This is a genomic window from Vreelandella venusta (genome assembly GCF_015689495.1).
Classification (GTDB): domain Bacteria; phylum Pseudomonadota; class Gammaproteobacteria; order Pseudomonadales; family Halomonadaceae; genus Vreelandella; species Vreelandella venusta.
The window spans coordinates 1,436,488-1,460,697 of the sequence record NZ_CP065135.1; the positions used below are offsets into that span (position 1 = coordinate 1,436,488).

General features: G+C 53.0%; 22 protein-coding genes. 13 read left to right on the plus strand and 9 right to left on the minus strand.

Features of this window, described 5'->3' with window-relative positions:
* Positions 1 to 63: 63 nt before the first annotated feature.
* Positions 64 to 1,221: a DUF5924 family protein gene (locus tag IR195_RS06755; protein ID WP_125746937.1), complete on the minus strand. Its 1,158-nt coding sequence runs from the start codon at positions 1,219 to 1,221 to the stop codon at positions 64 to 66.
* A gap of 271 nt (positions 1,222 to 1,492) precedes the next feature.
* Between IR195_RS06755 and fadB the strand changes: the two genes are divergently transcribed.
* Together fadB and fadA are read left to right on the plus strand one after the other, a co-directional pair.
* The gene (gene fadB, locus IR195_RS06760; RefSeq protein ID WP_206049080.1) at positions 1,493 to 3,667 is read left to right on the plus strand and encodes a fatty acid oxidation complex subunit alpha FadB; all 2,175 of its coding nucleotides are present in this window, start codon (positions 1,493 to 1,495) and stop codon (positions 3,665 to 3,667) included.
* Positions 3,668 to 3,690: 23 nt separating this feature from the next.
* Positions 3,691 to 4,869 (plus strand): acetyl-CoA C-acyltransferase FadA, encoded by a 1,179-nt coding sequence (fadA, locus tag IR195_RS06765; RefSeq protein WP_125746941.1) that lies wholly within the window; start codon positions 3,691 to 3,693, stop codon positions 4,867 to 4,869.
* Between the two features lie 60 nt (positions 4,870 to 4,929).
* Here the strand turns inward: fadA and IR195_RS06770 are convergent, their stop codons facing one another.
* On the minus strand, positions 4,930 to 5,391 hold the full coding sequence (locus tag IR195_RS06770) for a flavodoxin family protein (protein ID WP_206049081.1): 462 nt from the start codon (positions 5,389 to 5,391) through the stop codon (positions 4,930 to 4,932).
* Positions 5,392 to 5,472: 81 nt separating this feature from the next.
* Here IR195_RS06770 and IR195_RS06775 point away from each other — a divergent pair, with 81 nt between their 5' ends.
* The 10 genes from IR195_RS06775 to IR195_RS06820 all read left to right on the plus strand — a co-directional run bounded on the left by IR195_RS06775 (position 5,473) and on the right by IR195_RS06820 (position 14,013).
* Complete coding sequence (locus IR195_RS06775; RefSeq protein ID WP_125746944.1) at positions 5,473 to 5,847, plus strand: thiol-disulfide oxidoreductase DCC family protein; 375 nt, start codon at positions 5,473 to 5,475, stop codon at positions 5,845 to 5,847.
* Positions 5,848 to 5,875: 28 nt separating this feature from the next.
* Positions 5,876 to 6,436, plus strand: coding sequence for a hypothetical protein (locus IR195_RS06780; protein ID WP_206049082.1), 561 nt, complete (start codon positions 5,876 to 5,878; stop codon positions 6,434 to 6,436).
* Positions 6,437 to 6,587: 151 nt separating this feature from the next.
* Complete coding sequence (locus tag IR195_RS06785) at positions 6,588 to 6,929, plus strand: zinc ribbon domain-containing protein YjdM (protein WP_146945120.1); 342 nt, start codon at positions 6,588 to 6,590, stop codon at positions 6,927 to 6,929.
* A gap of 275 nt (positions 6,930 to 7,204) precedes the next feature.
* Entirely contained in the window at positions 7,205 to 7,663 is a 459-nt protein-coding gene (locus IR195_RS06790) for an SUF system Fe-S cluster assembly regulator (protein ID WP_083002775.1), read from the plus strand.
* Between the two features lie 71 nt (positions 7,664 to 7,734).
* Complete coding sequence (sufB, locus tag IR195_RS06795) at positions 7,735 to 9,177, plus strand: Fe-S cluster assembly protein SufB (protein ID WP_125746950.1); 1,443 nt, start codon at positions 7,735 to 7,737, stop codon at positions 9,175 to 9,177.
* A gap of 69 nt (positions 9,178 to 9,246) precedes the next feature.
* On the plus strand, positions 9,247 to 9,996 hold the full coding sequence (gene sufC, locus IR195_RS06800) for a Fe-S cluster assembly ATPase SufC (protein WP_125746952.1): 750 nt from the start codon (positions 9,247 to 9,249) through the stop codon (positions 9,994 to 9,996).
* On the plus strand, positions 9,993 to 11,333 hold the full coding sequence (gene sufD, locus IR195_RS06805) for a Fe-S cluster assembly protein SufD (protein ID WP_146945119.1): 1,341 nt from the start codon (positions 9,993 to 9,995) through the stop codon (positions 11,331 to 11,333). Before sufC ends, sufD begins: the two co-directional genes overlap by 4 nt.
* A 30-nt stretch (positions 11,334 to 11,363) precedes the next feature.
* On the plus strand, positions 11,364 to 12,629 hold the full coding sequence (locus IR195_RS06810; protein ID WP_206049083.1) for an aminotransferase class V-fold PLP-dependent enzyme: 1,266 nt from the start codon (positions 11,364 to 11,366) through the stop codon (positions 12,627 to 12,629).
* Between the two features lie 22 nt (positions 12,630 to 12,651).
* Positions 12,652 to 13,221: a putative Fe-S cluster assembly protein SufT gene (gene sufT / locus IR195_RS06815; RefSeq protein ID WP_038483092.1), complete on the plus strand. Its 570-nt coding sequence runs from the start codon at positions 12,652 to 12,654 to the stop codon at positions 13,219 to 13,221.
* An 18-nt stretch (positions 13,222 to 13,239) separates the two neighbouring features.
* Complete coding sequence (locus IR195_RS06820) at positions 13,240 to 14,013, plus strand: SanA/YdcF family protein (protein ID WP_241006805.1); 774 nt, start codon at positions 13,240 to 13,242, stop codon at positions 14,011 to 14,013.
* A 1-nt stretch (position 14,014) separates the two neighbouring features.
* Here IR195_RS06820 and IR195_RS06825 read toward each other — a convergent pair whose 3' ends face one another.
* The 4 genes from IR195_RS06825 to IR195_RS06840 all read right to left on the minus strand — a co-directional run bounded on the left by IR195_RS06825 (position 14,015) and on the right by IR195_RS06840 (position 17,060).
* Positions 14,015 to 14,461, minus strand: coding sequence for a hypothetical protein (locus IR195_RS06825; protein ID WP_125746958.1), 447 nt, complete (start codon positions 14,459 to 14,461; stop codon positions 14,015 to 14,017).
* An 87-nt stretch (positions 14,462 to 14,548) separates the two neighbouring features.
* Complete coding sequence (gene rimK, locus IR195_RS06830; RefSeq protein WP_125746960.1) at positions 14,549 to 15,457, minus strand: 30S ribosomal protein S6--L-glutamate ligase; 909 nt, start codon at positions 15,455 to 15,457, stop codon at positions 14,549 to 14,551.
* 40 nt (positions 15,458 to 15,497) lie between these two features.
* Complete coding sequence (locus IR195_RS06835) at positions 15,498 to 15,938, minus strand: ATP-dependent zinc protease family protein (protein WP_009724956.1); 441 nt, start codon at positions 15,936 to 15,938, stop codon at positions 15,498 to 15,500.
* Positions 15,939 to 16,007: 69 nt separating this feature from the next.
* The gene (locus IR195_RS06840; RefSeq protein ID WP_206049084.1) at positions 16,008 to 17,060 is read right to left on the minus strand and encodes a DUF3549 family protein; all 1,053 of its coding nucleotides are present in this window, start codon (positions 17,058 to 17,060) and stop codon (positions 16,008 to 16,010) included.
* Positions 17,061 to 17,346: 286 nt separating this feature from the next.
* On the opposite strand from IR195_RS06840, the gene IR195_RS06845 reads away from it, so the two are divergent.
* A complete protein-coding gene (locus tag IR195_RS06845) occupies positions 17,347 to 17,679 on the plus strand; it encodes a YqcC family protein (RefSeq protein ID WP_120387184.1) in 333 nt (110 codons plus the stop codon).
* A 151-nt stretch (positions 17,680 to 17,830) separates the two neighbouring features.
* Here the strand turns inward: IR195_RS06845 and IR195_RS06850 are convergent, their stop codons facing one another.
* The 3 genes from IR195_RS06850 to putA all read right to left on the minus strand — a co-directional run bounded on the left by IR195_RS06850 (position 17,831) and on the right by putA (position 24,112).
* Positions 17,831 to 18,457 carry an OmpW/AlkL family protein gene (locus tag IR195_RS06850; protein WP_125746964.1) on the minus strand — a complete coding sequence of 209 codons (627 nt, stop codon included), beginning with the start codon at positions 18,455 to 18,457 and terminating at the stop codon, positions 17,831 to 17,833.
* Positions 18,458 to 18,719: 262 nt separating this feature from the next.
* Complete coding sequence (gene putP, locus IR195_RS06855; protein ID WP_125746966.1) at positions 18,720 to 20,210, minus strand: sodium/proline symporter PutP; 1,491 nt, start codon at positions 20,208 to 20,210, stop codon at positions 18,720 to 18,722.
* Between the two features lie 236 nt (positions 20,211 to 20,446).
* Positions 20,447 to 24,112 carry a bifunctional proline dehydrogenase/L-glutamate gamma-semialdehyde dehydrogenase PutA gene (gene putA / locus IR195_RS06860; protein WP_206049085.1) on the minus strand — a complete coding sequence of 1,222 codons (3,666 nt, stop codon included), beginning with the start codon at positions 24,110 to 24,112 and terminating at the stop codon, positions 20,447 to 20,449.
* Positions 24,113 to 24,210 lie beyond the last annotated feature (98 nt).

A 24,210-nucleotide genomic window follows, 5' to 3' on the forward strand; every position in this document is an offset into this window, starting at 1 on the left:
GCTACCGAAAAATGTAAGTAGGCGAATTGTCATAAGCTGCGCCGCTGAATGCAAGGCGTTATGTTATTCGTCCGTTGGCCGATCGTTGTCAGAATTGGTATTTCCGGGGATAAAGCGCCGCAAATTTAGCGCACTCAAGCCGCTAGGTTGGATTTTGCTATCCGCTATCGTGGCTTTTTCCAAATCTTCCGAAACAGTAAACCGGATCAGTCCCAGCCGTTGTCCGCTAGCGGTCATAATGTCGATACGCCACTCTCCCGACGGTGCTTCTGGGAAATTTTGCTTATGGCTCCAAGCCCGATAGCCCTGTTCCCGTCCACCGTTGATAGCAAGTTCTACTTCATCTAACAATTCGCCGTTGTGGTGCCATGCATGATGAATCGTCTCACTTAATCCACGCGGCGCTCGAATGGCGGTGTAAACGTAAAGGCCTTTAGAGCGAATTGCGTCTGGCGTAAGCGCCATTGTTCCCTGCGGTTCGCGGCTCTGAATATCTAGCGCTGGAGAAAGTGCGCTGTTTGTCATCCATAAGCTGGCGGGAGGCACCCATATTTTGCCGAGCCAAGCCGTATAGGCTAATGCGATAGTGAGCACGAAGAGCCCACACCAGCGCGTTAACGAACGTTTTTTAAGTAAGTGCCAAAAACTGGGCAGTGCTACCAAGATGGTGATCACTAGCGCAAGGATTAAGCTTTGGCCAGTCGTAAGCTGCAGCATGATAGGCAGAATAACCAGTACCACTAAAAAAACACATTGGGCATGAAAGATAAAATAGAGGCTTCGCCAACGCCCTGCGAGCTTGTAATAGAGCGGATCTATGATCGACAGTATTGCCATTGCGATCACTAGCAGCGCAAACAGTGTCTGTCCGCTATTCCACACGGTTGTAACCAGGATAAACGGCAACGTAAAGAAAAGTGTTTCCTGGTGAATCATTTGGGCGATAAAGGTAGTAACGCCGCGGGGTAAGGTGGGGTGGCCGCGCTTAGCAAGCCAGCGCCCGATGAGACTCTCGGAAAGCAGTAGCAGCCATGCAAAAAGAAGCCCCAGCGCTAATACCACTCCTAGCCACTGTTGGCGGTCCACCAGAAAGAAACTACCCAGCCCAGCGCCAAACGCGATGGGTGGCCACAGCCAGCTCCAGGGTTTTAAGCGTTCGACGGTACGTTCAACCCGTGTCTGTAGTGCCGCTATACGGGCGGGAGTAAAGAAACTACCCATGGCGTTGTTGGCTCATAAATGAAAACTGCATGATCGTTGGATTCGTTGGCAAAGTCGATGCGTTCCCTATTGTGTCTATTAAAAGCGCAAAAAATGTGCGCCTGCTGTAAGTTGATTTGTGTAAGTGCACTTGAGAGATAAGCGCATTAGCCAAAAGTCAGGGCTTGACGTTCCTCATTATCTCAACCAAGCTTACGCAATCAAACGACCGTATGAAATGCGTGGCGGGTCCGATTAATGGTGCCAGCCCGAACTTGTGGAGAGAGCGCGGATGATCTATCAAGGCAATGCCATCACGGTGGAGCGTCGTGACACCCAAGGTGGCAATGACATCGCTAAGCTCACTTTCGATCTGAAAGATGAGTCCGTTAATAAGCTGTCTAGCGCTGTTGTGGCAGAGCTGGGTGAGGCAGTTAAAGCGCTTCAAGCTGAAAGCGGCCTGCAGGGGCTGATGATTAGCAGTGGCAAAGATGCGTTTATTGTCGGCGCTGACATCACCGAATTTCACAGCCTTTTTGATAAAGGCGAAGAGTATCTCGTTGAGATGAACCTTAAGGTTCACGACATCTTCAATGCGATTGAAGACCTGCCTTTTCCAACCGTGACGGCCATTAATGGCTTGGCTCTTGGCGGCGGCTGCGAAGTACTGTTGACGACCGACTTCCGAGTAATGAGTGAGAAAGCCAAAATTGGCTTGCCCGAAACCAAGCTAGGCATTCTGCCCGGTTGGGGGGGATGTGTACGTTTACCCCGCCTGATTGGTGCGGATAACGCTATTGAGTGGATTGCTGGCGGCACTGAAAACCGTGCTAACGCAGCGCTTAAAGTTGGCGCGGTCGACGCTGTCGTTACTCACGAGCTACTTGAAGAAGCCGCGCTGGACATTCTGGATCGTGCCAATGCCGGTGATTTAGATTACCAGGCGCGCCGTGAAGAGAAGAAAGCTCCGCTGAAGCTTAATGCCATTGAGCAAATGATGGCGTTTGAAACTGCCAAAGGGTATGTCGCTGGCAAGGCTGGCCCTCACTATCCCGCGCCAGTAGCGTCGATTAAAGTGATTCAGAAAGGCGCTGGCGAGACCCGTGCCCGCGCCCAGGCGATTGAAGCAAAAGCGTTTGCCAAGCTAGCACTCAGTAGCGTTGCCTTTAACTTGGTTGGCTTGTTCCTTAACGATCAAGTTGTGAAGAAAAAAGGTAGCAAATACGAGAAGCAGTCGCAGCCAGTTAAGCAGACCGCTGTGCTGGGTGCTGGCATTATGGGCGGTGGTATCGCCTATCAGAGCGCCAGCAAAGGCACGCCCATCATAATGAAAGATATTAACGATGAGGCGATTGAGCTGGGTCTGAAAGAGGCGCGTAAGCTATTTGCTAAGCAGGTAGAGCGTAAAAAGCTGACGACTGAGCAGATGGCTGAAAAGCTGACCAACATTCGCCCCACGCTTTCTTACGGTGATTTCGGCAATGTTGATCTAGTGGTTGAAGCTGTGGTTGAAAATCCCAAGGTCAAGGACGCCGTGTTGACCGAAGTGGAAGGCATGGTGAGCGAAAACACCATCCTGACTTCTAACACCTCGACGATTTCTATCAATCGCCTGGCCAAAAACCTTAAGCGTCCAGAAAACTTCTGCGGCATGCACTTTTTTAACCCTGTGCACCGTATGCCGCTGGTGGAAGTTATTCGTGGCGAGAAGACGTCAGATGCGGCGGTGGCCGCAACAGTTGCCTACGCTCGTGCAATGGGCAAAACCCCGATTGTTGTGAATGACTGCCCCGGCTTTTTGGTCAACCGCGTACTGTTCCCATATTTTGGTGGCTTTAGCTTCCTGGTAGAGCAGGGCGCTGATTTCCAACGCGTTGACAAAGTGATGGAAAAATTTGGCTGGCCCATGGGACCTGCTTATCTGCTGGACGTAGTAGGGCTTGATACGGCGGTGCACGCTAACGAAGTGATGGCGGAAGGCTTCCCTGATCGCATGGCGCGTGACGGCAAAACCGCGATTCAGGTGATGTACGACAATAAGCGTCTGGGCCAGAAGAACGACAAAGGCTTCTATGCCTATGAAGAAGATAAGAAAGGCAAACCTAAGAAAGTGACCGACGAACAAGCCTACGCGCTGGTGAAAGACGTCGTGAAAGAGCAGAAAGAGTTTTCTGATGAAGACATTATTGCTCGCATGATGGTACCGCTGTGTCTGGAAACTGTTCGTTGCCTTGAAGATGGCATCGTGGAAACTCCCGCTGAAGCCGATATGGCATTAATCTACGGCATCGGTTTCCCTCCCTTCCGCGGTGGCGCACTGCGCTACATTGACGCGATGGGTGTTGCCGAATTCGTCAAGCTGGCCGAAAACCTTGCGGAAGAGTTAGGCCCGCTTTACGCGCCCACTGAGAAGCTGCGTCAGATGGCGCAAAATAACCAGCAATTTTATGCTGGCTCTCAGGCCTAACCACCACGCAAAGGAGATATAAGATGAGTTTGAATCCAAGAGATATCGTGGTGGTTGACGGTGTACGTACCGCCATGGCGAAAGCTAAAAATGGTGCATTCCGCAATGTGCGCGCCGAGAACCTGTCAGCAGCCGTCATGCAGGCGCTGTTTGATCGTAACGCCAATTTAGATCCGTCCGAAGTGGACGATGTGATCTGGGGCTGTGTTAACCAGACGCTTGAGCAATCCATGAATATTGCGCGCAATGCGGCAATCATGACCGGTATTCCGCGCTCGGTGCCTGCGCAAACGGTTAACCGTCTGTGTGGCTCCTCGATGACGGCACTGCATATTGCGGCGGCCAATATTAAAGCAGGCATGGGCGACTTTTACGTGATCGGTGGCGTAGAGCACATGGAACACGTGCCCATGGCTCACGGTGTTGATGTTAACCCTGCTGCCAGTAAGTACGCCGCAAAAGCCGCCATGATGATGGGGTTGACCGCTGAGTTGCTGGGCAAAATGCACGGTATTTCTCGTGAAGACCAAGATAAGTTTGGCGTGCGTTCCCACCAGCGTGCCCAGGCTGCGATGGAAAAAGGCTACTTCGATAACGAAATCATTGGTGTTGAAGGTCACGACCAGCGCGGTTTTAAAATTCTGGTCAAGAACGATGAAGTGATTCGTCCTGAGGCGAGTATCGAGTCAATGGCTAGTCTCAAGCCGGTATTTGATCCTCGTAATGGTACCGTTACTGCAGGCACGTCATCTGCACTGTCGGTAGGGGCTTCGGCAATGGCTGTTATGAGCTACGAGCGCGCTCAGGCGCTGGGGCTTGAGCCGATTGCAAAAGTGCTTTCAACCGGTGTTGCAGGCTGTGATGCCTCTATCATGGGTTACGGCCCAGTGCCTGCGTCTAAAAAAGCGCTGAAAGCCGCTGGCTTGTCGGCAGCCGATATTCAAACGGTTGAGCTTAACGAAGCGTTCGCTGCACAAGGTCTGCCCGTGTTGAAAGATCTAGGCTTCCTGGATGCCATGGATGAAAAAGTAAACCTCAATGGTGGTGCCATCGCACTAGGCCACCCACTAGGCTGCTCGGGTTCGCGTATCTGTACGACGCTACTTAACGTTATGCAGCAGCGTGATACTACCCTCGGCCTTGCCACTATGTGTATCGGCATGGGGCAAGGGGTTGCGACCGTGTTTGAACGACTCAAATAAACACAGCGTTTACCCACACAACGGCACCCATGCGGTGCCGTTTTTGCGTTTATAGCGGCCTTAAAATAAACCGTTATCCAGTCCCGCTGCCATGTAGAGGCCTAGTTCTTCGACTTGGTCGGCAAAAGTGTCCTGCCATTGCCCACGTAACGCGAGTGGTTCCTGAACCCAACGCCAACGTAGCCCTGTCACAATGCTTTCGACTGCCCGCCGGGTGCCGGTGCCGTCGTGCCCTGCGCGAATATAGAGCGCGCATGGAAGCCCTTGTTTCTCTTCCAATATGCTGTAGTAACTGCGATCAAAAAAATCCTTAAGTGCACCGCTCATGTAGCCCAGGTTTTCTGTTGTGCCCAGCAAAATGCCATCGCAGGCGCGAATATCATCAGAGCCAGCCTCGAAAGGCGTTTTTACTATGCAGGCCACCTGCTCAACAACGTTTTGGCTCGCGCCCCGCTGGGCGGCATCACGCAGAGTGCGTGTATTAACGGATGGCGCATGGGCAACGATTAATAGCCTTTTCATTGGAGTGCCCCCGTGAACTGGAAATTTGCGTAGTAAGCGCAAAGTGTCACACTGCTAAGTACGACCACGATGAGAGCCTATATGCCTGACAATGACTCTATCAATGTTTTCTACGATGCCGTTTGCCCTACTTGTCGGAAGGATCGACGTCTGTTTGAAAGTTGGGCAGGTAAGCATGGTAACGGGATTAGCTGGTGTGATGTGACTGAGCATCAGCAGCAATTGCGTGACAAAGGAGTCGCACCAGATGCTGCTTTACGCTCGCTGCATATCGAAAAAGCTGATGGCACGCTTATCGAAGGTATTGATGCCTACCGTTTGCTGATGATGCGTATTCCTCTGCTTGTGCCAATCGCATGGCTTATTGGTCTGCCAGGGATCAAAACAGCGTTACGCTGGTATTATGATCGCTGGGTGAGAAAACGCCTAAAGCAGGAAGGGCGTTGGTATGAATAAGTATGTATATTGATATAGGGAATTTGTCATGAAGCAGTGTCCTCTATGGTTAGTGCCAGCCTTTGCAGTGTTTACTATGTTAGCGGGATGCGCTGGGCAGCCAGCTTCCTCTCAGGCACCGGATGCCGTGGCACAGAAGGTGTCGCCTGACGTGGCGCAGGTATCTTCAGGAGCGGCGCAGCCAGGCTACGTAACTAACCGGCAGGCAACCGACTGGGTGCCGCCGCTGTTAACCAGCCCTGAAGAGAAGGCGGCCTACTATGTCAGCCGGTTGGCAGATAGGCGCTTTGTCTCGCAGTACGGCGGACAAGACAATCCCCGAACTTGGTATATCGCGGCAGAGCGGTTGGGCGAAATTGGCTTGCCCGCCGTACCTTTGCTGTTTGCGCGTCTCAATACAGCCGATGACTATGAGTTGATGTTAGCCCTATATGCGCTTCAGCTTGCCACCCAAGATCCGCTATTAATGGCAAGAACTCGAGGTGACTATATACAGTTACCCACCGTGTTAGATGCGACGGCAAATGCTGAAAATGTGCGCATCGCACGTCACTGGTGGCAGCAGTATTCGGCACAGCTAGGTGGGTAATAACGCTGTATTGATAGCACACAAGTTAACGTGCCCAACTGGAGTATTGTGCTCAAGCCGTGTAGGCTCCATCGCTTTCTAAGTTCTGTGTATGACTAAGTTCTGTGTGTGACTAAGTCCTGTGTATTAGCCTGATGCGTTGGAGCCTATCATGAGTGATCTACCCAATTGTCCTGCCTGTGCCTCTGAATTTACCTACGATGATGGTATTCAGTATGTCTGCCCGGAATGCGGCAACGAATGGTCAAAAGTAGCAGAAGAGGGCACTGAAGCAGCTGGCTCGGGTATTCGTGATGCTAACGGCAATATGCTGGCAGATGGTGACAGCGTTACTGTTATAAAAGACCTCAAGGTCAAAGGCAGTTCGCTGGTGGTTAAGGTAGGCACTAAAGTTAAAAATATCCGTTTAGTCGATGGTGATCACGATATTGATTGTAAAGTCGATGGTATTGGGCCCATGAAGCTTAAGTCCGAGTTCGTCAAAAAAGCATAGTGCTCAAAGGCAGTGGCTCAAAGGTATAGCACCCTCACCACCAAGTAGTGTTCTGTTAAAAGCCTGCGAAATCATCGCAGGTTTTTTTGTTTGGCCCATCGATAGTTTTTTTAAATGATAATGATTGTTGTTTTTGATGCTATCAGAGCCGAACGTGCTGTTATTTTGCACAAATTGATAACGATTTTGCTCTAGGGCTTCACATCAAATTTATACAGGACTAAAATGGTACCCATTAACGGGTAAGCCAACTGTAACTGCGAATAGGAGTCAACATGCTCAAGCTTTCTCGGCTGACAGACTATGCCGCTGTCGTGATGGCGCAAATTGCTCGCCATCCACAGGCGTCGCATGCGGCGGCTGATTTAGCAGATGCAGTACAGTTACCTCATCCAACTGTTAGTAAGACGCTCAAGATGTTGGTGAAAGCCGGTCTTCTGGAGTCACAGCGCGGTGTCCAGGGTGGTTATCGACTGGCGCGACCAGCGTCGCATATTACGGCTGCCGATATTATTGCTGCAATTGAAGGGCCGGTGGCAATGACCGAGTGTAGCCAAGCGGAGGGTGAGTGCGATCTGGCTGCTACCTGCGGTGTCGCTGATAACTGGCAGCGAGTCTCACTGGCGATTCGTACGTTACTGGAAAGCGTTACGCTGGCGCACCTAGCCGATACGACGCCAATCAAGCTACCCGTACAGTTACCGATTCAAAGCATTAGCCTGGCATCTGCTTAGGCAGTGCAACATAGACTAACCCTATTGACGGCGAGCTAGGCTCGCCACCCAACTGCCCGGAGGGTATCACCATGGCAAGCGAAGAAATGGAACAGTTGGTTCGTCGCGAATACAAAGATGGTTTTATAACCGATATTGAAAGCGACACCCTGCCACCTGGCCTTGATGAAAACACCATTGCCTTTATCTCTAATAAGAAAGGCGAGCCGGAATGGATGCTGGAGTGGCGCCTAGATGCTTATCGTCAGTGGTTGAAAATGAAAGAGCCGTCCTGGGCGCATCTTGATTATCCGCCCATTGACTATCAATCGATCTCTTATTTCAGTGCGCCCAAGCGCCCGGAAGATCGTCCTCAGAGCCTGGATGAAGTTGATCCTAAGCTTCTCGAAACATATGAAAAGCTTGGTATTCCTTTGCATGAGCGTGCAGCGCTTGCTGGCGTGGCCGTCGATGCCGTATTCGACTCTGTTTCCGTGGCAACCACGTTTAAAAAACAGCTCGGCGAAGCGGGCGTTATTTTCTGCTCGATTTCTGAAGCTATTCGCGATTACCCAGATCTTATCAAACAGTATCTCGGTACGGTCGTTCCGGTAGCGGATAACTATTTTGCCGCACTGAACTCGGCTGTATTTACCGATGGGTCGTTTGTGTTTGTTCCTGAAGGCGTAACGTGCCCTATGGAACTGTCGACCTACTTCCGGATTAACGCGGCCAATACCGGCCAGTTCGAGCGCACCCTGATTATCTGTGAGAGCCGTGCTCAGGTGTCTTACTTGGAAGGCTGTACGGCGCCAATGCGTGATGAAAACCAGCTTCACGCAGCAGTCGTAGAGCTCGTTGCGCTGGATGATGCTTACATTAAGTATTCCACCGTTCAGAACTGGTATCCCGGTGATGAAGACGGTAAAGGCGGAATTTATAACTTCGTTACCAAACGTGGTGATTGTCGCGGTGAACGTTCGCGCATCAGTTGGACACAGGTCGAAACTGGCTCAGCGATCACCTGGAAATATCCTTCTTGTGTTTTGCGTGGCAAAGACAGTATCGGTGAGTTCTACTCTGTGGCGGTGACTAACGGCCGTCAGCAAGCGGATACTGGCACCAAAATGATTCATATTGGCGAAGGCACCCGCTCCTATATCGTTGCCAAAGGTATTTCGGCAGGTAAGAGCGATCAATCTTATCGTGGCTTAGTCAAAATTGGCCCTCGTGCCAAAGGGGCACGTAATTTCACTCAGTGTGATTCGTTGTTAATTGGCGATAAGTGTGGTGCGCACACATTCCCTTACCAAGAAATTGGTAATAGTACAGCGACGATTGAGCACGAAGCCACCACGTCTAAGATTGGCGAAGATCAGCTGTTCTACTGCCAAAGCCGTGGAATTTCTGAAGAAGATGCGGTCAGCATGATTGTTAACGGCTTCTGTAAAGACGTTTTCCAAGAGCTGCCGATGGAGTTCGCGGTAGAAGCCGAAGCGCTTCTAAGTGTCACGCTTGAAGGTGCAGTGGGTTAACCACTTCGGCCCCGACTTATTTTACCGGAGACGCGCAAGCGTCCCGCAAGAATTTAAAAGGTTATGACTATGTTGCAAGTTAAAGATTTACACGTCACCGTCGACGGCAAAGAAATTTTGAAAGGTTTAACGCTCACCATCAATGCCGGTGAAGTACATGCCATTATGGGCCCGAACGGCGCGGGTAAATCCACCTTGTCGGCAGTTATTGCCGGTAAAGACGGCTACGAAGTGACCCAGGGTAGCATTACCTTTGAGGGGCAGGACGTGCTGGAAATGGAAATTGAAGAGCGTGCTCAAGCGGGCTTGCTATTAGGTTTCCAATACCCAGTGGAAATTCCAGGAGTGAAAAATATCTATCTGCTCAAGTCGGCGCTTAATGCACAGCGTGCCGCACGTGGTGAAGCAGAAATGCCCGCTCCTGAGTTTATGAAGCTCGTCAAAGAGAAGCTGGGCTTTATGAAGATGGATGCCAGTTTCCTACAGCGTGCCGTCAATGAAGGTTTCTCTGGCGGTGAGAAAAAGCGCAACGAAATTCTTCAGATGCTGGTGCTTCAGCCAAAGCTTGCCATGCTTGATGAAATTGACTCTGGTCTCGATATTGACGCGATGAAAGTCGTTGCCGATGGCGTTAACAGTCTGCGGGCTGAAGAACGCGCTATTTTGCTGGTCACTCACTATCAGCGTCTGCTTGACTATATCGTACCGGATAAAGTGCACGTGTTAGTCGACGGTCGTATTGTGAAGAGCGGCGACGCTGAGCTTGCTAAAGAGCTGGAAGCCAACGGCTATGAAGGCATTGAGGAGTCTGTGGCATGAGCGATACGCAAACGTTTTTGGACACGCTGAAAGCGCGTAGCCAACAGCGCGGAGTTGAGCCAACCTGGATCGCGGCTCGCCGCCAAGCGGGAGCTGCCCGCTTTGAAGCCATGGGATTTCCTACTCGTCGCGATGAAGAGTGGAAATATACTGACGTTCGCACGATAGCCCAGGGTAACTTTGCGCTGGCTGAGACTGCTGATTTTTCCCAGGCACAAGCAGCTGCGCTTACCTTGCCGTTAGATGCGTACCGACTGACCTTTGTGGATGGCATTTTCTCAGCCGCATTGTCGGACTTAGAAGCACTGCCGAGTAGCGTTCAGGTAATGCCGCTCTCTAAGGCTCTGGCTGATAACCATGAGGCTGTGGGTGGGCCGCTGGGTCGCTTAACGGGAGTAGACTTCTCTCCGTTCGCAGCGTTGAACACCGCGTTTATGGAAGAGGGTGCGGTGGTACGCATTGCGCCGGGTACCGTGGTGGAAAAGCCCATCTTGCTGCAATTTTTGTCCCGTGCGGGCACGCCAGTAATGAGCCATCCGCGCATTTTGGTTGAAGCAGCAGGGCGCAGTGAAGCAACGTTAATTGAGCACTATATCGGTGAAGCCGATGCGGCCAACTTCACCAACGTGGTTGCAGAGCTGATGCTTGATCGCGGTGCGATTTTGAATCACTACAAATTGCAAGAAGCGCCCTTGGGTGATCTGCATGTTGCCAGTATTCATGTTGAACAGAGCCGAGATAGCCGCTACAGCTCCTACAATCTGAATTTGGGCGGTGCGCTGGTACGCAACGACCTGATTAGTGATTTAAACGGCCAAGGCGCAGAAACCAACTTCTATGGTCTGTTCTTTGGTCAAGGCCGCCAGCACGTGGATAACCACACCAAGGTTAATCACAATGCGCCGCTGACGTTCTCTAACGAGAACTACAAAGGCATTTTGGATGACCGTGCCCACGGCGTGTTTAACGGTAAAGTGTACGTCAAGCGCGATAGCCAGAAGATCGAAGGTTTCCAAAGTAACCAAAACTTATTGCTTTCCGATCGCGCGCAGATTGATGCCAAGCCTGAGCTTGAAATTTATGCTGATGACGTGAAGTGCTCTCATGGCACCACCACGGGGCAGTTGGATGAAGACGCGATCTACGCGTTGCGTACCCGCGGTATCGACAAAGCGACAGCGCGAGGTTTGTTAACGCTTGCATTTGCTGGCGAGGTGCTTGAGCAGGTCGCGCTAGATGTGATTGCTGAACGAGTAGAGTTAGCGGTAGCAGGCAAGCTGCCGGAGCGCTTTAACCTTGCTGGATTGGTAGAAGCAGCGGCTGCGCTCAACGACTAACGCACTCAACGACTAGCCAAGGAGTCATCGATGCCCCATAGCGTGATTGAGAAACCTACCGTGATTGCCCCTGCAGCCTTTGATGTTGAGGCGCTGCGCAACGATTTCCCGATACTAAACCGGGAAGTACATGGCAAGCCGTTGGTATACCTAGATAATGCCGCGACAAGTCAAACGCCCCAGCAGGTCATTGACGTATTTAGCGACTATTACTCGCGCTATAACGCCAATATCCATCGGGGGCTGCACACTTTGTCAGATGAGGCGACAGCAGCGTTTGAAGCCACACGGCATCGTGTTAAGGCGTTTCTCAATGCGGAAGATGCGCGCCAGATTATCTTTACTCGGGGCACGACTGAAGCGCTCAATCTAGTGGTGCAAAGTTGGGGACGCTCCCAGCTTGCTGCAGGTGATGAGGTGCTAATTTCAATGCTGGAGCATCACTCCAACATTGTTCCTTGGCAGCTATTGGCGGCTGAAATTGGCTTTACCATTAAGGTCATTCCCGTTGAGGCGAATGGGGCGCTAGATATGGCAGCGTACCGCGCGCTGCTCAATGAGCGCACTAAACTTGTGGCCGTCAATCATGTCTCTAATGCGTTGGGTACCATTAATCCAGTAAAAGAGATGGCCACGCTTGCTCATCAGCACGGTGCGCTTATTCTGGTGGATGGTGCTCAGGCTACGCCGCATCAGCAGGTTGATGTTCAGGATATTGATGCTGATTTCTATGCGTTTTCTGGGCATAAGATTTATGGCCCTACTGGGGTTGGCGTGCTGTACGGTAAGCAGACCTTATTAGAAGCGATGCCGCCTTGGCAGGGTGGCGGCGAGATGATTAAAACGGTCTCTTTTGACGCCGGCACCACCTTTGCAGAACTCCCGCATAAGTTCGAGGCTGGTACTCCCGCCATTGCGGAGGTGATTGCCTTGGGACGCGCTATTGAGTGGTTAGATGGCGTGGGCGTGGAGGCGATTGGCGCTTGGGAGGCCGTGCTGCTGGAACATGCTACTGCAGCGGTAAATCAAATAGATGGTTTGCGCATTCTTGGCACCGCGCCGCATAAAGCTGGCGTGCTGTCGTTCGTGGTCGAAGGCGCCCACTCCCAGGACATTGGGCTGTTGATTGATCAGCTAGGCGTCGCTATTCGTACCGGGCATCACTGCGCGCAACCATTACTACATCACTTTGGCGTAGATGCCACGTGTCGTGCATCATTTGCGGCGTATAATACGCTTCAAGAGATAGATACGTTTGTTGCAGCGCTAAAGCGTGTGATTGGAATGGTGCGTTAAAAGCCGTCATTTAAGGACCGTTATGGATATTGAGCAAGTGGCCAGCCTTGAACGTGGTCAAAAACTGCCGCTTCAGCGAGATGTTGACGCCATTGCTATTCCGTTTGGCAAAACGGAGACACTGGCTGAGGACAGTGTCGTCAGCGTGATGCAAGCGAAGGGCAGCTCGGTAAGTGTTGGCTTTGAAGGACGGCTTTATCTGATTGAAGGGCGTAATTTGGATGCGTTAGGGCTCGAGCCATTGCCGCGTCCAACACTGCCTGAAAGCGCCAGTGATGAAGAAATTGAGCAGTTTGTCTGGGAGCAGCTGCGCACCTGCTTTGATCCCGAAATACCGGTTAATATTGTTGATCTAGGATTGGTCTATGGCTGCCGTCTTGAGCGTTTGATCAGTGGCGAGCGGATGGTCACTATTCGTATGACGCTTACTGCACCAGGCTGTGGCATGGGCGATGTTATTGCGGCGGACGCACGCAATAAAATCCTAGGCGCACCTCAGATTAACAAGGTACATACTGAAATTGTCTTCAGCCCGCCCTGGAGTCGTGACATGATGAGCGATGAAGCCAAGCTTGAGCTCGGCATGTTTTAACCCCTGGTGGGGAGCTGGATGCACAGCCTGCTATCGCGGTACACAAAACGTTTTTTGATGTCGCTAGGAGCATTTATGCTGCTGGCGACATTGCTGTTTATAGTTGGTAATTTTTGGGTGGTTGCCAGCACGGCACGCTATATTGATGACAGCTTGGCGGAGTGCCGCTCAACCGATGTGGCGATCGTGTTTGGTACTTCTAATTGGACACGCAGCGGCTTTCGAAACCCTCACTTTCAAGCCCGTATGCGAACCTCGGCGCGTCTGATTGCCGATCAGCGGGTAAGTCATTTACTAATCTCTGGGGATAATCGTACCCAAGCCTATAACGAGCCTCGCGCCATGTGGCGTGATCTTTATCGTCGCGGTGTGCCAGCAGACCAGCTCACCATGGATTTTGCTGGGTTCAGTACCTATGACACGCTTGCGCGAGCAAGAGATGTCTTCCAGCTAGATCAGGCACTGTTGGTTACCCAGAGTTGGCATCTTCCCCGTGCGGTTTTTATTGGGCGCGCATTAGGAATGGATGTTACTGGCTGTGTCGCGGAAGAAGAATCTGTTGCTGGGGAGTGGCGGTTGAAAATTCGCGAATGGGTGGCGCGGGTCGCTACCTTAGGTGATCTATATATTTGGGGAAGAGAGCCTCACTTTCTAGGCTCTCCAGAACCTATCGAATTAAGCGCCAGTAGCAACGTCGACGAAGTGTCTCGCCTTCCTGTTGGCCTTGATATTTACCACTACCTTGTGGGGTCGGCGAAGACATCACATGTGCAGGCGGTGAGTGGTCAATAGGTTAGCGATACGTTTTGCGCTTTTGTAAGTTATACAATTCGCGTATTAACTTGCGGCAACCTTGCATGCACTCATCCACTACCGGCTCAATAGGATCGGGCAGGGGGTGGGTGAATAGCGTTGAAAGGGCCTGCATCAGTACACGCTCTTGTTCCAACAGCTCATTGATTAATACCTGACTATCGTTGCCCACAAAGCTTTTTAAACGACTCCATAGCCATAAAAAGTCATCACGCTCAACGTCAGCATCTCGAGGCAGCATTTTTAAGTGCGCACGGGCCAGTTCCTGAAGTTTACGCATCTGATTTAACCGCTCGGTATAGTGCGGCTTCAGTGCATCACGCAGCGTGGGTCTCAGGCGTTCAATATTATCCTGGAAATAATCAATGCTATCGGCCAGCGCTTCCAGCACGCTGTCCATCGCCACTTGGCGATTGTCGAGAAACATGAGCGTCTACCTCCTTCGGTGACGCAGATTGTGGGGGTGGCAGCGCTAATTTGCCACCCCTAATACGGATTATTTTTGCATTCAGCCTTAGCCTTTAGGCTTGGGTGGCGTTTTACGCACTGGCATGGCATTTTTTTCGATGTGTTCGATGATCATGCTGGCGATATCTTTACCTGTTGCATTCTCAATACCCTGTAAGCCAGGTGATGAGTTGACCTCCATAATCACCGGTCCATGGTTAGAGCGCAATAGGTCGACACCTGCAACGCGCAGCCCCATCGCCTTTGCCGCGCGAATAGCCGTTGAGCGCTCTTCGGGGGTAATGCGGATGACGCTGGCGGTGCCCCCACGGTGCAGATTTGAACGGAATTCACCTTCGGCGGCCTGGCGCTTCATCGACGCAACCACTTTATCGCCAATCACCAGACAGCGAATATCGGCACCGCGTGCCTCTTTAATGTACTCCTGCACCATGATGTTGGTTTTCATGCCCATAAACGCTTGAATAACCGACTCGGCTGCTTGGTTCGTTTCAGCAAGTACAACACCGATACCTTGCGTTCCTTCCAGCAGCTTGATGACCAGCGGAGCACCTTTGACCATGGTAATCAGGTCAGGAATGTCATCAGGCGAGTGGGCGAACCCCGTGATGGGAAGGCCCAACCCCTTTCTAGAGAGCAGCTGTAGCGAGCGCAGCTTGTCCCGTGAACGAGTGATGGCAACTGAATCGTTTATAACGTAGGTGCCCATCATTTCAAATTGGCGCAGTACGGCGCAGCCGTAAAAGGTAACCGATGCCCCTATGCGAGGAATAACGGCATCGAAGGGCTCGATTTCAGCGCCTTTATAATGAATCGACGGATGGTGGGAGGCGATGCTCATATAGCAGCGCAGCGTGTCGACCACGCGAGCGGTGTGCCCACGCTGCTCGGCGGCCTCAATAAGGCGGCGAGTAGAATATAGATTGCGATTGCGCGAAAGCAGGGCAATATGCATGCAGGGCTCCGGGGCCAAAAGATATGGCTAATAAGTAAGTTTAAGGCTCGCCGTGCAAAAATGCAGCACCAGGGGCGATAAGCAAGCGTCGCATAGCACGGCGCCCAAGCAGCATGGGATGGCGCATATTGCTACGGTCAGTCAGGGTTAGTTCAACCGGAAAATTTAGTTCACCCAATTGCATCGGGGTGCGAATCACATAGCGCCACTCGCTGTGCCCATTAGAACTGGTAACGCGCCGCCGGTCGTGCAAGTGGAGTTGGTAACGGTGGGCAGGCGTTTGCGGGCCACCGCTATGGGTAATAAAACTTACCCACAGCTGCCCATCCTCGTCTTCATGAGTGTCAATCTCTTCGGCATGCAAAGCAGAGGTGCGCGCGCCAGTATCGGCTTTGCAGCAAAGGTGAAGCCCTAACTCAGGTAACGTCACCATTTCACGGCGGCCGATGACTGCTTTGGCCTGATAGGGTAATTCCTTCACGGCTTACTCCTGGCAAATGAAGGTTTGTCATCAATAAATGCGTCGTTCTAGCGTCTCATAAATAAATAGCTAGCTTCTAGCTTGGTTAATCAACGCACTTAGTCGTCGCTGAATCGCAGAATCAGGCGGCGCGTCGCGTAGTGTCAGCATAACCAATAGGCGAAGTCTAGGTATCAGTGCAAGATCACGTACGACGGCATTAAAGTTAGTGCGTTTGTCTTCTGCTAAACGCTGTAACAGCAACGGTAAACGTTCAGCGTCTTCTAACAATAGCCATCCGCGGCCAGCGATGGCTGCGATAATATCTGGACCGCAGGCAGCGGGGTCATTTAACAGGCTTGAGTACCATTGGCCAACATCTGCTGATGGAGTGCAGCCCACGGCGCGCACGCAGGCGCACAGGGTTTCTACGTCACCATCAATGGCTGCTTGCTCTCCACGCGCCCGTAATGCACTTACCAGCGGCTCTGCAAGAGGCCTATGCTCAAGGCAATAGCACAGCGAGTGAGTGACACTAGTGGGCAACTGGGGAAGGCGCAGCGCAAGCGCTTCTGATGTGGATAAATCGAGGCGTACCACATAATCAGCGATGCCTTGTAGCCCTAGTGCTTGCCAGTCAATGGTCTGCTGACCACTTAGATAGGCCTCGACAGGCTCTAAGTGTTGGCTAGCAGCAAGTTCTAATGCATAAGTGGCCTGAGCATTAAGCATTGCTTGAAAAGTAATATCCGGCGAAAAAGCGAGCGGATTATCCTTCATTAGATGATCCACGTCTGCAGTTTCCGCTTGGCCTAGCGGTTTATTTTCTATCTGCACAGCATTTCGCCCAAGGGTCTCGAGCAAGCGATTAATAAAACCGTCTCGTTGGGCGGGGGAGAGCTTGCCTTGCTCGTCTAGCGGCAGCGCCAAAAACCAGATGGCTGGTTCAGGCATGTCACCCATACGAAATACTACGCCAATACGAGCCTGCTGCTGCCAGGGTTCTGGCCAGGCTATCTCGCCGTTTTCAAATGCTCGCAGCGTTTCTCGTGGGCAGTCTGTTACTCGTCGTCCCATATGGTAGAGAGAAACGTCCGCGCCGCTTCGGGTAAAAAACTCATCAAGTGTCTGGATTGGTTGCATGACATCCTTCCGCATTTCAAGCCTGCACTCTACCTTGCTGATGTGTCACTGTCAGCCGCAAACGCTGATTAATCCGTGCTTTATTATCAACGTGGTTAAAAATTGCACAACTTGGTGTAACCCGCATGAGAGTAACAGTAGCGACATCTTTCCATAGTTTATCCACAGCCTCTTGCAGGTTTTCTGTGAATCTGTGAATAAGGCACAAATTCCTGCCTGACGGTTGGCAACTTACTCACAGTGCTGGGATAATAAAGGTTCATAGATTTAAATGGAAAAGGTGCTTATGAGCGTCCATCAACAGCTTCAAACCGCGCTTCTTGAGCTTGAAGCCACTATGAAGGCCGCTAACTTATGGCGCATGCCAACGCCTGATATTTCGGCATTTAATAGCCAGCAACCCTTCTGTATCGACACGATGTCGCTGCCTCAGTGGATTCGATTTGTTTTTATCGCTCGACTAAATGCACTGATTGATGCCCAGGCTGCCATGCCTGCCAAGTGCGATGTGGCGCCGGCAGTGGCTGCCTACCTGATGCAGGAAAAGGTTCGTGCCAGCGACCAGCTACTGGTTGTTCGAGCTGTTGAAAAGATAGATCGGCTAGTGACTGAAAGCTAGGTCGCGCTAATGCGAGGAGCTGAAGCCTAGTGTGGTGAAGGTGTCAGCAAAGACAATGCCCAGCACCCTAAGAGCGGTACTGGGCATTTTCATGCGACTATGCAACTAGCACGGCGCAACTAGCACAGCTGTTTGCGCCGCCGTAATAGTGTTAGAAGCGGTAACTCAAGCCTGCCATAACCACCAACGGATCAATTTCCACTGTGCCTGCCGCGGCGCCGTTAACGGTCGCGTCAGTATCGATGTCGATATACCACGCTGCTGCGTTAAGTGCCCAGTTCTCATCGATTAGCAAATCGATACCCACTTGAGCAGCGGCACCCCAAGAGTCGTCCAGCTCCAGTTCGCCTATGGCTAGCTCTTCGTCAGAGAAAAAGGTGTAGTTAATACCCGCGCCGACATAAGGCTGTACACGCGCATCCGTTCCACCTAGTGGGTAGTACTGGAGCGTTAGAGTTGGCGGAAGGTGTTTGGTAGAGGCAAGATTATCCCCATTCAGAGCAATGTCATGCTCAAACGGTAGAGCTGCCAGTAGCTCGACGCCCATTTTGTCGTGGAAGCGGTAGCCCAGGGTAAATGCGAAATCGGTTTTGTCCTGAACATCAACCGCGAACGCGCCTCCGGCTAATGAACCGTTGTCGCTTTTGGGCTCCACTTTGGCAACACCCACGCGAGTAAAGAAATCGCCAGCGCCGTAAGCTAAAACTTGGCCGCTTGCCATCAATGTGGCTGCTGCAAGTCCAGTGGTAAGCAGTGTTGAAAGAGAGTTATGGCGCATAGCATCGCTCCTGACCATTGATGTGAGTCTTCGCAGTAGTGGTTAACGTGAACCGTTGTTCGGCGTGATCGCGAACCATGTAAAGAGTGTATCGAGGAGAGGAGGGCAGGTTATTGACCTGGGGCAAAGAGTGGAACTGCGCCGCTAAATAATGGGTTTAAAAAGAGCCTGTCAGAAGTGAAAAAGGCCTTCCCATGGTATGGGAAGGCCTCGATGATCAGCTTAATTGTTTAATTAAGCTGAGCGTGTCATTGACGCTCGTCTAGCGGTCAATATGCTGATATTCACCCGCATCGGCAGTAATGCTGCTAACCACCAAGATGGCAATAAAGGCAGCGATGAAGCCTGGGATGATCTCGTACACGCCGGGGCCACCCATAAATTCTCCGTTCCAGCCTAATGCAATCCAAATCATGACGGTTGCAGCGCCCACTACCATACCGGCAATGGCACCAGCTCCGTTCGTGCGAGACCACATCAGCGACAGAATGATCAGCGGGCCAAATGCTGCGCCAAAGCCAGCCCAGGCGTTACTGACGAGCCCAAGAACTTGGGAGTCCGGATTTGATGCAATTACAGCGGCTACCAAACCAACCAGTACGACACAGATTCGGCCCACTGTTACGCACTCTTTATCGGTGGCTTCTTTTCTTAGGAACAGACGATAGAAGTCCTCGGTCAGTGAAGACGACGATACTAACAACTGGCTGGAAATGGTGCTCATAATCGCAGCAAGCAGTGCCGCATAGAGGAAGCCGGTGACCAGCGGGTGGAAGAGTAGATTCGCCAGAATGATGAAGATCGTTTCGGGGTCTTCGATATCCATGCCATTGCGAATTGCATAGGCCCGGCCAAATAAACCAAGCGAGACTGCGCCAATCAGGGAGATAAGCATCCAGCTCATGCCGATGTTACGGGCAGTAGGAACATCCTTCAGCGTCCGGATGGCCATAAAGCGTACAATGATGTGGGGTTGACCAAAATAGCCTAGCCCCCAGGTTACCGCAGAGAGCCAGCCAATAAAGGTCAGCCCTGACGTCCAGGATAGCAGGGTGGGGTCAACTTCATTGAGCGTCTGTGATGCTTGGGAGAACCCGCCGCCGCCTTCGCCAAATAGCACCACTGCAGGCATGATTACTAGCGCTAGCATCATGATACAGCCTTGCACGAAGTCGGTCATACTCACGGCCAGGAAGCCGCCAACAACGGTGTAGACAAGTACCACGCCAAGTGTAATGAGAATGCCGATCGCGTAGTCGCTCATGCCGCCGATGTTAAAAATACCGGCAAACGCGCTCTCAAACAGTTTGCCCCCAGCGACGAGGCCTGAGGCCGTGTAAACCGCGAAAAAGATGACGATAACGATTGCAGACACCGTGCGCAGTGAAAGCGCACGTGTCGGAAATCGGTTGGCCAAAAAGGCTGGAATGGTAATCGCATTGCCGTAGTGAACGGTCTGTTCACGCAGTCGGGGGGCGACCAGGGTCCAGTTGAAGAACGCACCTACCAAAAGGCCAATGCCGATCCAAGCCGATCCCAAGCCGGACACAAACATGGCGCCGGGCAACCCAAGCAGCAGCCAGCCGCTCATGTCCGAAGCGCCAGCCGACAGCGCGGCTACTTGTGGACTGAGGCCACGTCCCCCCAGCATGTAATCTTCTGATGAAGATGTCGCTTTGCGCATGGCATAGATGCCGATGGCGATCATGAGCGCAAAGTAGGCAAAAAGACTAATCCAAACACCGATAGCCATGAAAGTTCTCCAATTTGTCAGGACGGAGCTAGCTCCGACAGGTTAGCGCGCTTGCCGTGCAGAACCGCTAGTAGCACGCATGTTTAACTCCGCTTCTTATTCGTGTAGCAAGGCGCTACCGCTTAGTCCTCGATATTTCTTGCTAGGGAAGCGCCTGTACTGACGCCTCCCGGCAACACGAGGTTATTGTCGTCTAAGTTTAGTTGAGAAGGTTGACGCCGACAAAGCCAGCGAGCCTATTCGGCCGTTGCCAGCAAGCTGGCGTTGCCACCCGCTGCGGTCGTATCGATGCACAGATGACGTTCCACCACGTAGCGATCTGGTGAAATGGTCTGAGTCTCGAGCGGCACAATGGCACCGTCGCGCTTAGCGAGTGCTATCCGCAGCTCATGCGTCCAATCACTTTTGCCAGCCGCGGCGACGGCGGCAATCCCTTGAACCTCGCTTAGTGTATCTGGCGTGATGCTACCGTCGAGTCCAATCACTGGTGCGCCAGCATCGACCAGCGGCTGGACGGCTTGCACTGCGCCTGGTGCGATCACGACTGCCGTACAGCCCGCGCCAAGCGCCTGTACTGCTTGGGCAGCGGCGATATCCAGCGTTGGTCCAAGGCAGAGCACCGCTCCTTTGGGGTACATCGCCAAGCGGTTGCTTTCCCCTGTTGGTCCTGGAAGCGTCTGCGGTGTCATATCGAGAGCTGCTGTCTCGTTAAGGGCCTTGCGGATCACGCCGCCCTTGCCGGAGAGTGCCTTGCGGAGTACTTCGATCCGATTAGGCCGTACCGCCCAGTTGCGCGCGTCTAACCCATCTAAGGCCGATTGGAGGTCGCTGAGTGAGAGGGTCTTGCCCTCCGGAGTCTCGTGGTGCTCGGCGGTGGCAGTGCGGCGGAAGCGCGTGACATAGAGCGGGCCGCCAGCCTTGGGCCCGGTGCCTGAAAGGCCTTCACCGCCGAATGGTTGGGAGCCGACAATGGCGCCGATTTGGTTGCGGTTAACATAAACGTTGCCGACATGGATGCGCTCGACGATTTGCTGCACACGATCATCGATGCGGGTATGTAGGCCAAAGGTCAATCCGTAGCCTTTGCCATTGATGTCGTCGACCACGTTGTCGATGTCTCGCGCCTTGAAAGTCGCCACGTGTAGAACCGGGCCGAATATCTCGCGTTCGAGATCTGCGATGCCCCCAACCTCAATGACCGCGGGGGTCACGAAGGTGCCGGTCTGCGGTGCGGACAGTTTCTTCAGCACCTTGCCTGTCTTCTCGTGAGCTGCGATGTAATCGCTGATCTCGGCCTGGGCGTCGGCGTCGATCACTGGTGAGACGTCGGTGTCAGTATTCCAAGGGTCACCGATGGTGAGCGAGTCCATGGCGCCATCAAGCATGTTGAGCAACCGGTCGCGCGCCTCTTCCTGGACATACAGCATGCGCAGTGCTGAACAACGCTGCCCTGCCGATTGGAAGGAGGAGATTAAGATATCGCGGACTGCCTGTTCGGTCAGCGCCGTAGAGTCCACGATCATCGAATTGAGGCCGCCGGTTTCGGCAACCAGTATCGCATCGGGTCCTGCGTTCTGCGCTAGGGCTTTGTGGATAATCTGAGCCACTGGGGTCGAACCCGTGAAACAGACACCAGCAATACGCGGATCGCTAGTCAGTGGGCCACCCACCGTGGGTCCATCGCCAGGCAGCAGTTGAAGTGCCGCTTCTGGCAGCCCAGCCTCGCGCATTAATTCGACGGCGCGGGCGGCGATCAACGGTGTTTGCTCGGCGGGCTTGGCAAGCACCGCGTTGCCAGCCACCAAGGCTGCAGCAATCTGCCCGGTGGTAATGGCCAGCGGGAAGTTCCAAGGGCTGATGCAGACGAAGATGCCACGGGCACTGCCGGGTTCTTCTGCTTCTAACCGTTCGCCCTCGTTGGCGTAGTAGCGCAGGAAGTCAACCGCTTCGCGCACTTCAGCGATGCCATCAAACATCATCTTGCCGGCTTCGCGGGTGGTGATGACGGTCAGCTCAGCGATATGTTCTTCATAGAGATCCGCGGTACGACGGAGCACTTCGGCACGCTCGGCCACAGGACGTGCTGACCACTCGCGGAAACCCTGCTCTGCAGCGTCGAGCGCAGTGGCTACCTCTTCTGGGGTGGCCTCATGCACCTTGCCGATAATACGCGACCCGTCGGCGGGAGAAACTGCATCGCGAGCCGGGCCTTGGGGAGCAGGGCTTCCCACTAACATCGGGCCTGCTGTCCAGGTCTTGTCGGCAAAGGTTTCCCGTGCATTAAGCAGCGGCAGGATTGAAGCGGGTTCATTGATACGATAACCCTTGGAGTTCTTGCGATCTGGCGCAAACAGCTCACCGGGCTGGCGGATCAACGGACTTGAGATGGCGTCGCCAAGCTGTTTAAACCCTTCAACTGGATCTCTTGATACCTCGCTGGGGGGAATCGAGCTATCGACTACTTGGTTAACGAACGAGGAGTTCGCGCCATTCTCTAGTAGGCGACGCACCAAGTAGGCCAGCAGGTCGCGGTGAGCACCAACCGGAGCGTAGATGCGGCAGTGCGTGCCCTCTGCCTCCTTGACGATGTGGTGCAGCGATTCGCCCATGCCGTGCAGGCGCTGAAACTCGTAGCTGTCCTTGTCATCGCCTGCCATGGCCACGACGGCGGCGCAGGTATGGGCGTTGTGTGTGGCGAACTGAGGATAGATGCGGTCGCGACGGTCGAGCAGCATCTGGGCGCAGGCCATGTAACTGACATCAGTGTTGACCTTGCGGGTGAAGACCGGAAAGGTTTTAACACCCATTTCTTGGGACAGCTTGATTTCGGTATCCCAGTAGGCACCCTTGACCAAGCGCACCATGATCTTGCGGTTGAACCGCTCGGCAAGTTCGTAAAGTGTTTCTATCACTGGCGCTGCGCGGCGCCCGTAGGCTTGTACAACGACCCCGAAACCATCCCATCCATCTAGGCTGGGATCGGACATCAATGCCTCGATCACATCGAGCGATAGATCCAGTCGATCCTGCTCTTCTGCGTCAATATTGAAACCGATATTGGCTTTGGCCGCTTGTTTGACCAGTTCCAACGCACGGGGTACAAGCTCTGCCATTACCGTGTCACGGTGGGTGTATTCATAACGCGGATGCAGGGCTGATAGTTTTACCGATATACCGGGACTGCCACGGACATCGCCTTTGGCCTGTTCGGCGATTGCGGTGATCGCCTTGGCATAGGCCTGGTGGTAGCGAACGGCATCCTCATCTGTGCGAGCCGCCTCGCCAAGCATGTCGTAGGAATACGTATAGCCCTGTTTCTCAAGCTCGCGGGCATTTTTCATGCCTTCTTCGATGGTCTGGCCGAGTACGAACTGGCGACCGAGAATCTTCATCGACTGACCAACCGCCTTACGCACTACCGGCTCGCCCATGCGGCGTACTAGGCCGCGTAGCGCCCGGGTTGGGCCCTTGGGGTCTTCTTCCAGCACTTTACCAGTTAGCAAAAGTGCCCAGGTCGAGGCATTAACCATCGATGAGGACGATTTTCCCAGGTGTGCGCCCCAGTCGGATGGCTCGATTTTATCGTGGATCAAGTCGTCGATGGTTTCCGCATCAGGCACGCGCAGCAGGGCTTCAGCCAGACACATCAGGCCGACGCCCTCGGTGGTGGAAAGGCCGTACTCAGCGAGGAACGCTTCCATCATCGAGGGCGATCTCTCTTTGCGAACGCGCTGTACGTAGTTGGCTCCGGCGGCGGCAACTTGGCGTCGGTCATCCTCTGACAGCTTGATACGTTCGATCAGCTCATGCAGCACTGCCGCTTCATCGGCGTCATAGTTGCTGCGGATACGTGAGCGTAGATCACTCACGTCGCTATGCGAATTGAAGTTAGCTTTGTTCATGATGGGGTTCTCCTTGCAAGTCGACACATCAGCATTGCTGAGCTGTTCACTTATCGCCAAGCGCCAGAAGCGACGCGTTACCACCCAGCGCGGCAGTG

Bases quoted from the DNA above. Each gene is read 5' to 3' on its own strand.
- IR195_RS06820 (WP_241006805.1), top strand. From the start codon at position 13,240: ATGCACAGCCTGCTATCGCGGTACACAAAACGTTTTTTGATGTCGCTA.
- IR195_RS06790 (WP_083002775.1), top strand. From the start codon at position 7,205: ATGCTCAAGCTTTCTCGGCTGACAGACTATGCCGCTGTCGTGATGGCG.
- IR195_RS06770 (WP_206049081.1), bottom strand. From the start codon at position 5,391: ATGAAAAGGCTATTAATCGTTGCCCATGCGCCATCCGTTAATACACGC.
- IR195_RS06775 (WP_125746944.1), top strand. From the start codon at position 5,473: ATGCCTGACAATGACTCTATCAATGTTTTCTACGATGCCGTTTGCCCT.
- putP (WP_125746966.1), bottom strand. From the start codon at position 20,210: ATGGCTATCGGTGTTTGGATTAGTCTTTTTGCCTACTTTGCGCTCATG.
- fadB (WP_206049080.1), top strand. From the start codon at position 1,493: ATGATCTATCAAGGCAATGCCATCACGGTGGAGCGTCGTGACACCCAA.
- IR195_RS06840 (WP_206049084.1), bottom strand. From the start codon at position 17,060: ATGCAACCAATCCAGACACTTGATGAGTTTTTTACCCGAAGCGGCGCG.
- sufT (WP_038483092.1), top strand. From the start codon at position 12,652: ATGGATATTGAGCAAGTGGCCAGCCTTGAACGTGGTCAAAAACTGCCG.
- IR195_RS06810 (WP_206049083.1), top strand. From the start codon at position 11,364: ATGCCCCATAGCGTGATTGAGAAACCTACCGTGATTGCCCCTGCAGCC.
- IR195_RS06755 (WP_125746937.1), bottom strand. From the start codon at position 1,221: ATGGGTAGTTTCTTTACTCCCGCCCGTATAGCGGCACTACAGACACGG.
- IR195_RS06845 (WP_120387184.1), top strand. From the start codon at position 17,347: ATGAGCGTCCATCAACAGCTTCAAACCGCGCTTCTTGAGCTTGAAGCC.
- IR195_RS06785 (WP_146945120.1), top strand. From the start codon at position 6,588: ATGAGTGATCTACCCAATTGTCCTGCCTGTGCCTCTGAATTTACCTAC.
- rimK (WP_125746960.1), bottom strand. From the start codon at position 15,457: ATGCATATTGCCCTGCTTTCGCGCAATCGCAATCTATATTCTACTCGC.
- sufB (WP_125746950.1), top strand. From the start codon at position 7,735: ATGGCAAGCGAAGAAATGGAACAGTTGGTTCGTCGCGAATACAAAGAT.
- sufD (WP_146945119.1), top strand. From the start codon at position 9,993: ATGAGCGATACGCAAACGTTTTTGGACACGCTGAAAGCGCGTAGCCAA.
- IR195_RS06850 (WP_125746964.1), bottom strand. From the start codon at position 18,457: ATGCGCCATAACTCTCTTTCAACACTGCTTACCACTGGACTTGCAGCA.
- IR195_RS06825 (WP_125746958.1), bottom strand. From the start codon at position 14,461: ATGTTTCTCGACAATCGCCAAGTGGCGATGGACAGCGTGCTGGAAGCG.
- IR195_RS06780 (WP_206049082.1), top strand. From the start codon at position 5,876: ATGAAGCAGTGTCCTCTATGGTTAGTGCCAGCCTTTGCAGTGTTTACT.
- sufC (WP_125746952.1), top strand. From the start codon at position 9,247: ATGTTGCAAGTTAAAGATTTACACGTCACCGTCGACGGCAAAGAAATT.
- fadA (WP_125746941.1), top strand. From the start codon at position 3,691: ATGAGTTTGAATCCAAGAGATATCGTGGTGGTTGACGGTGTACGTACC.
- putA (WP_206049085.1), bottom strand. From the start codon at position 24,112: ATGAACAAAGCTAACTTCAATTCGCATAGCGACGTGAGTGATCTACGC.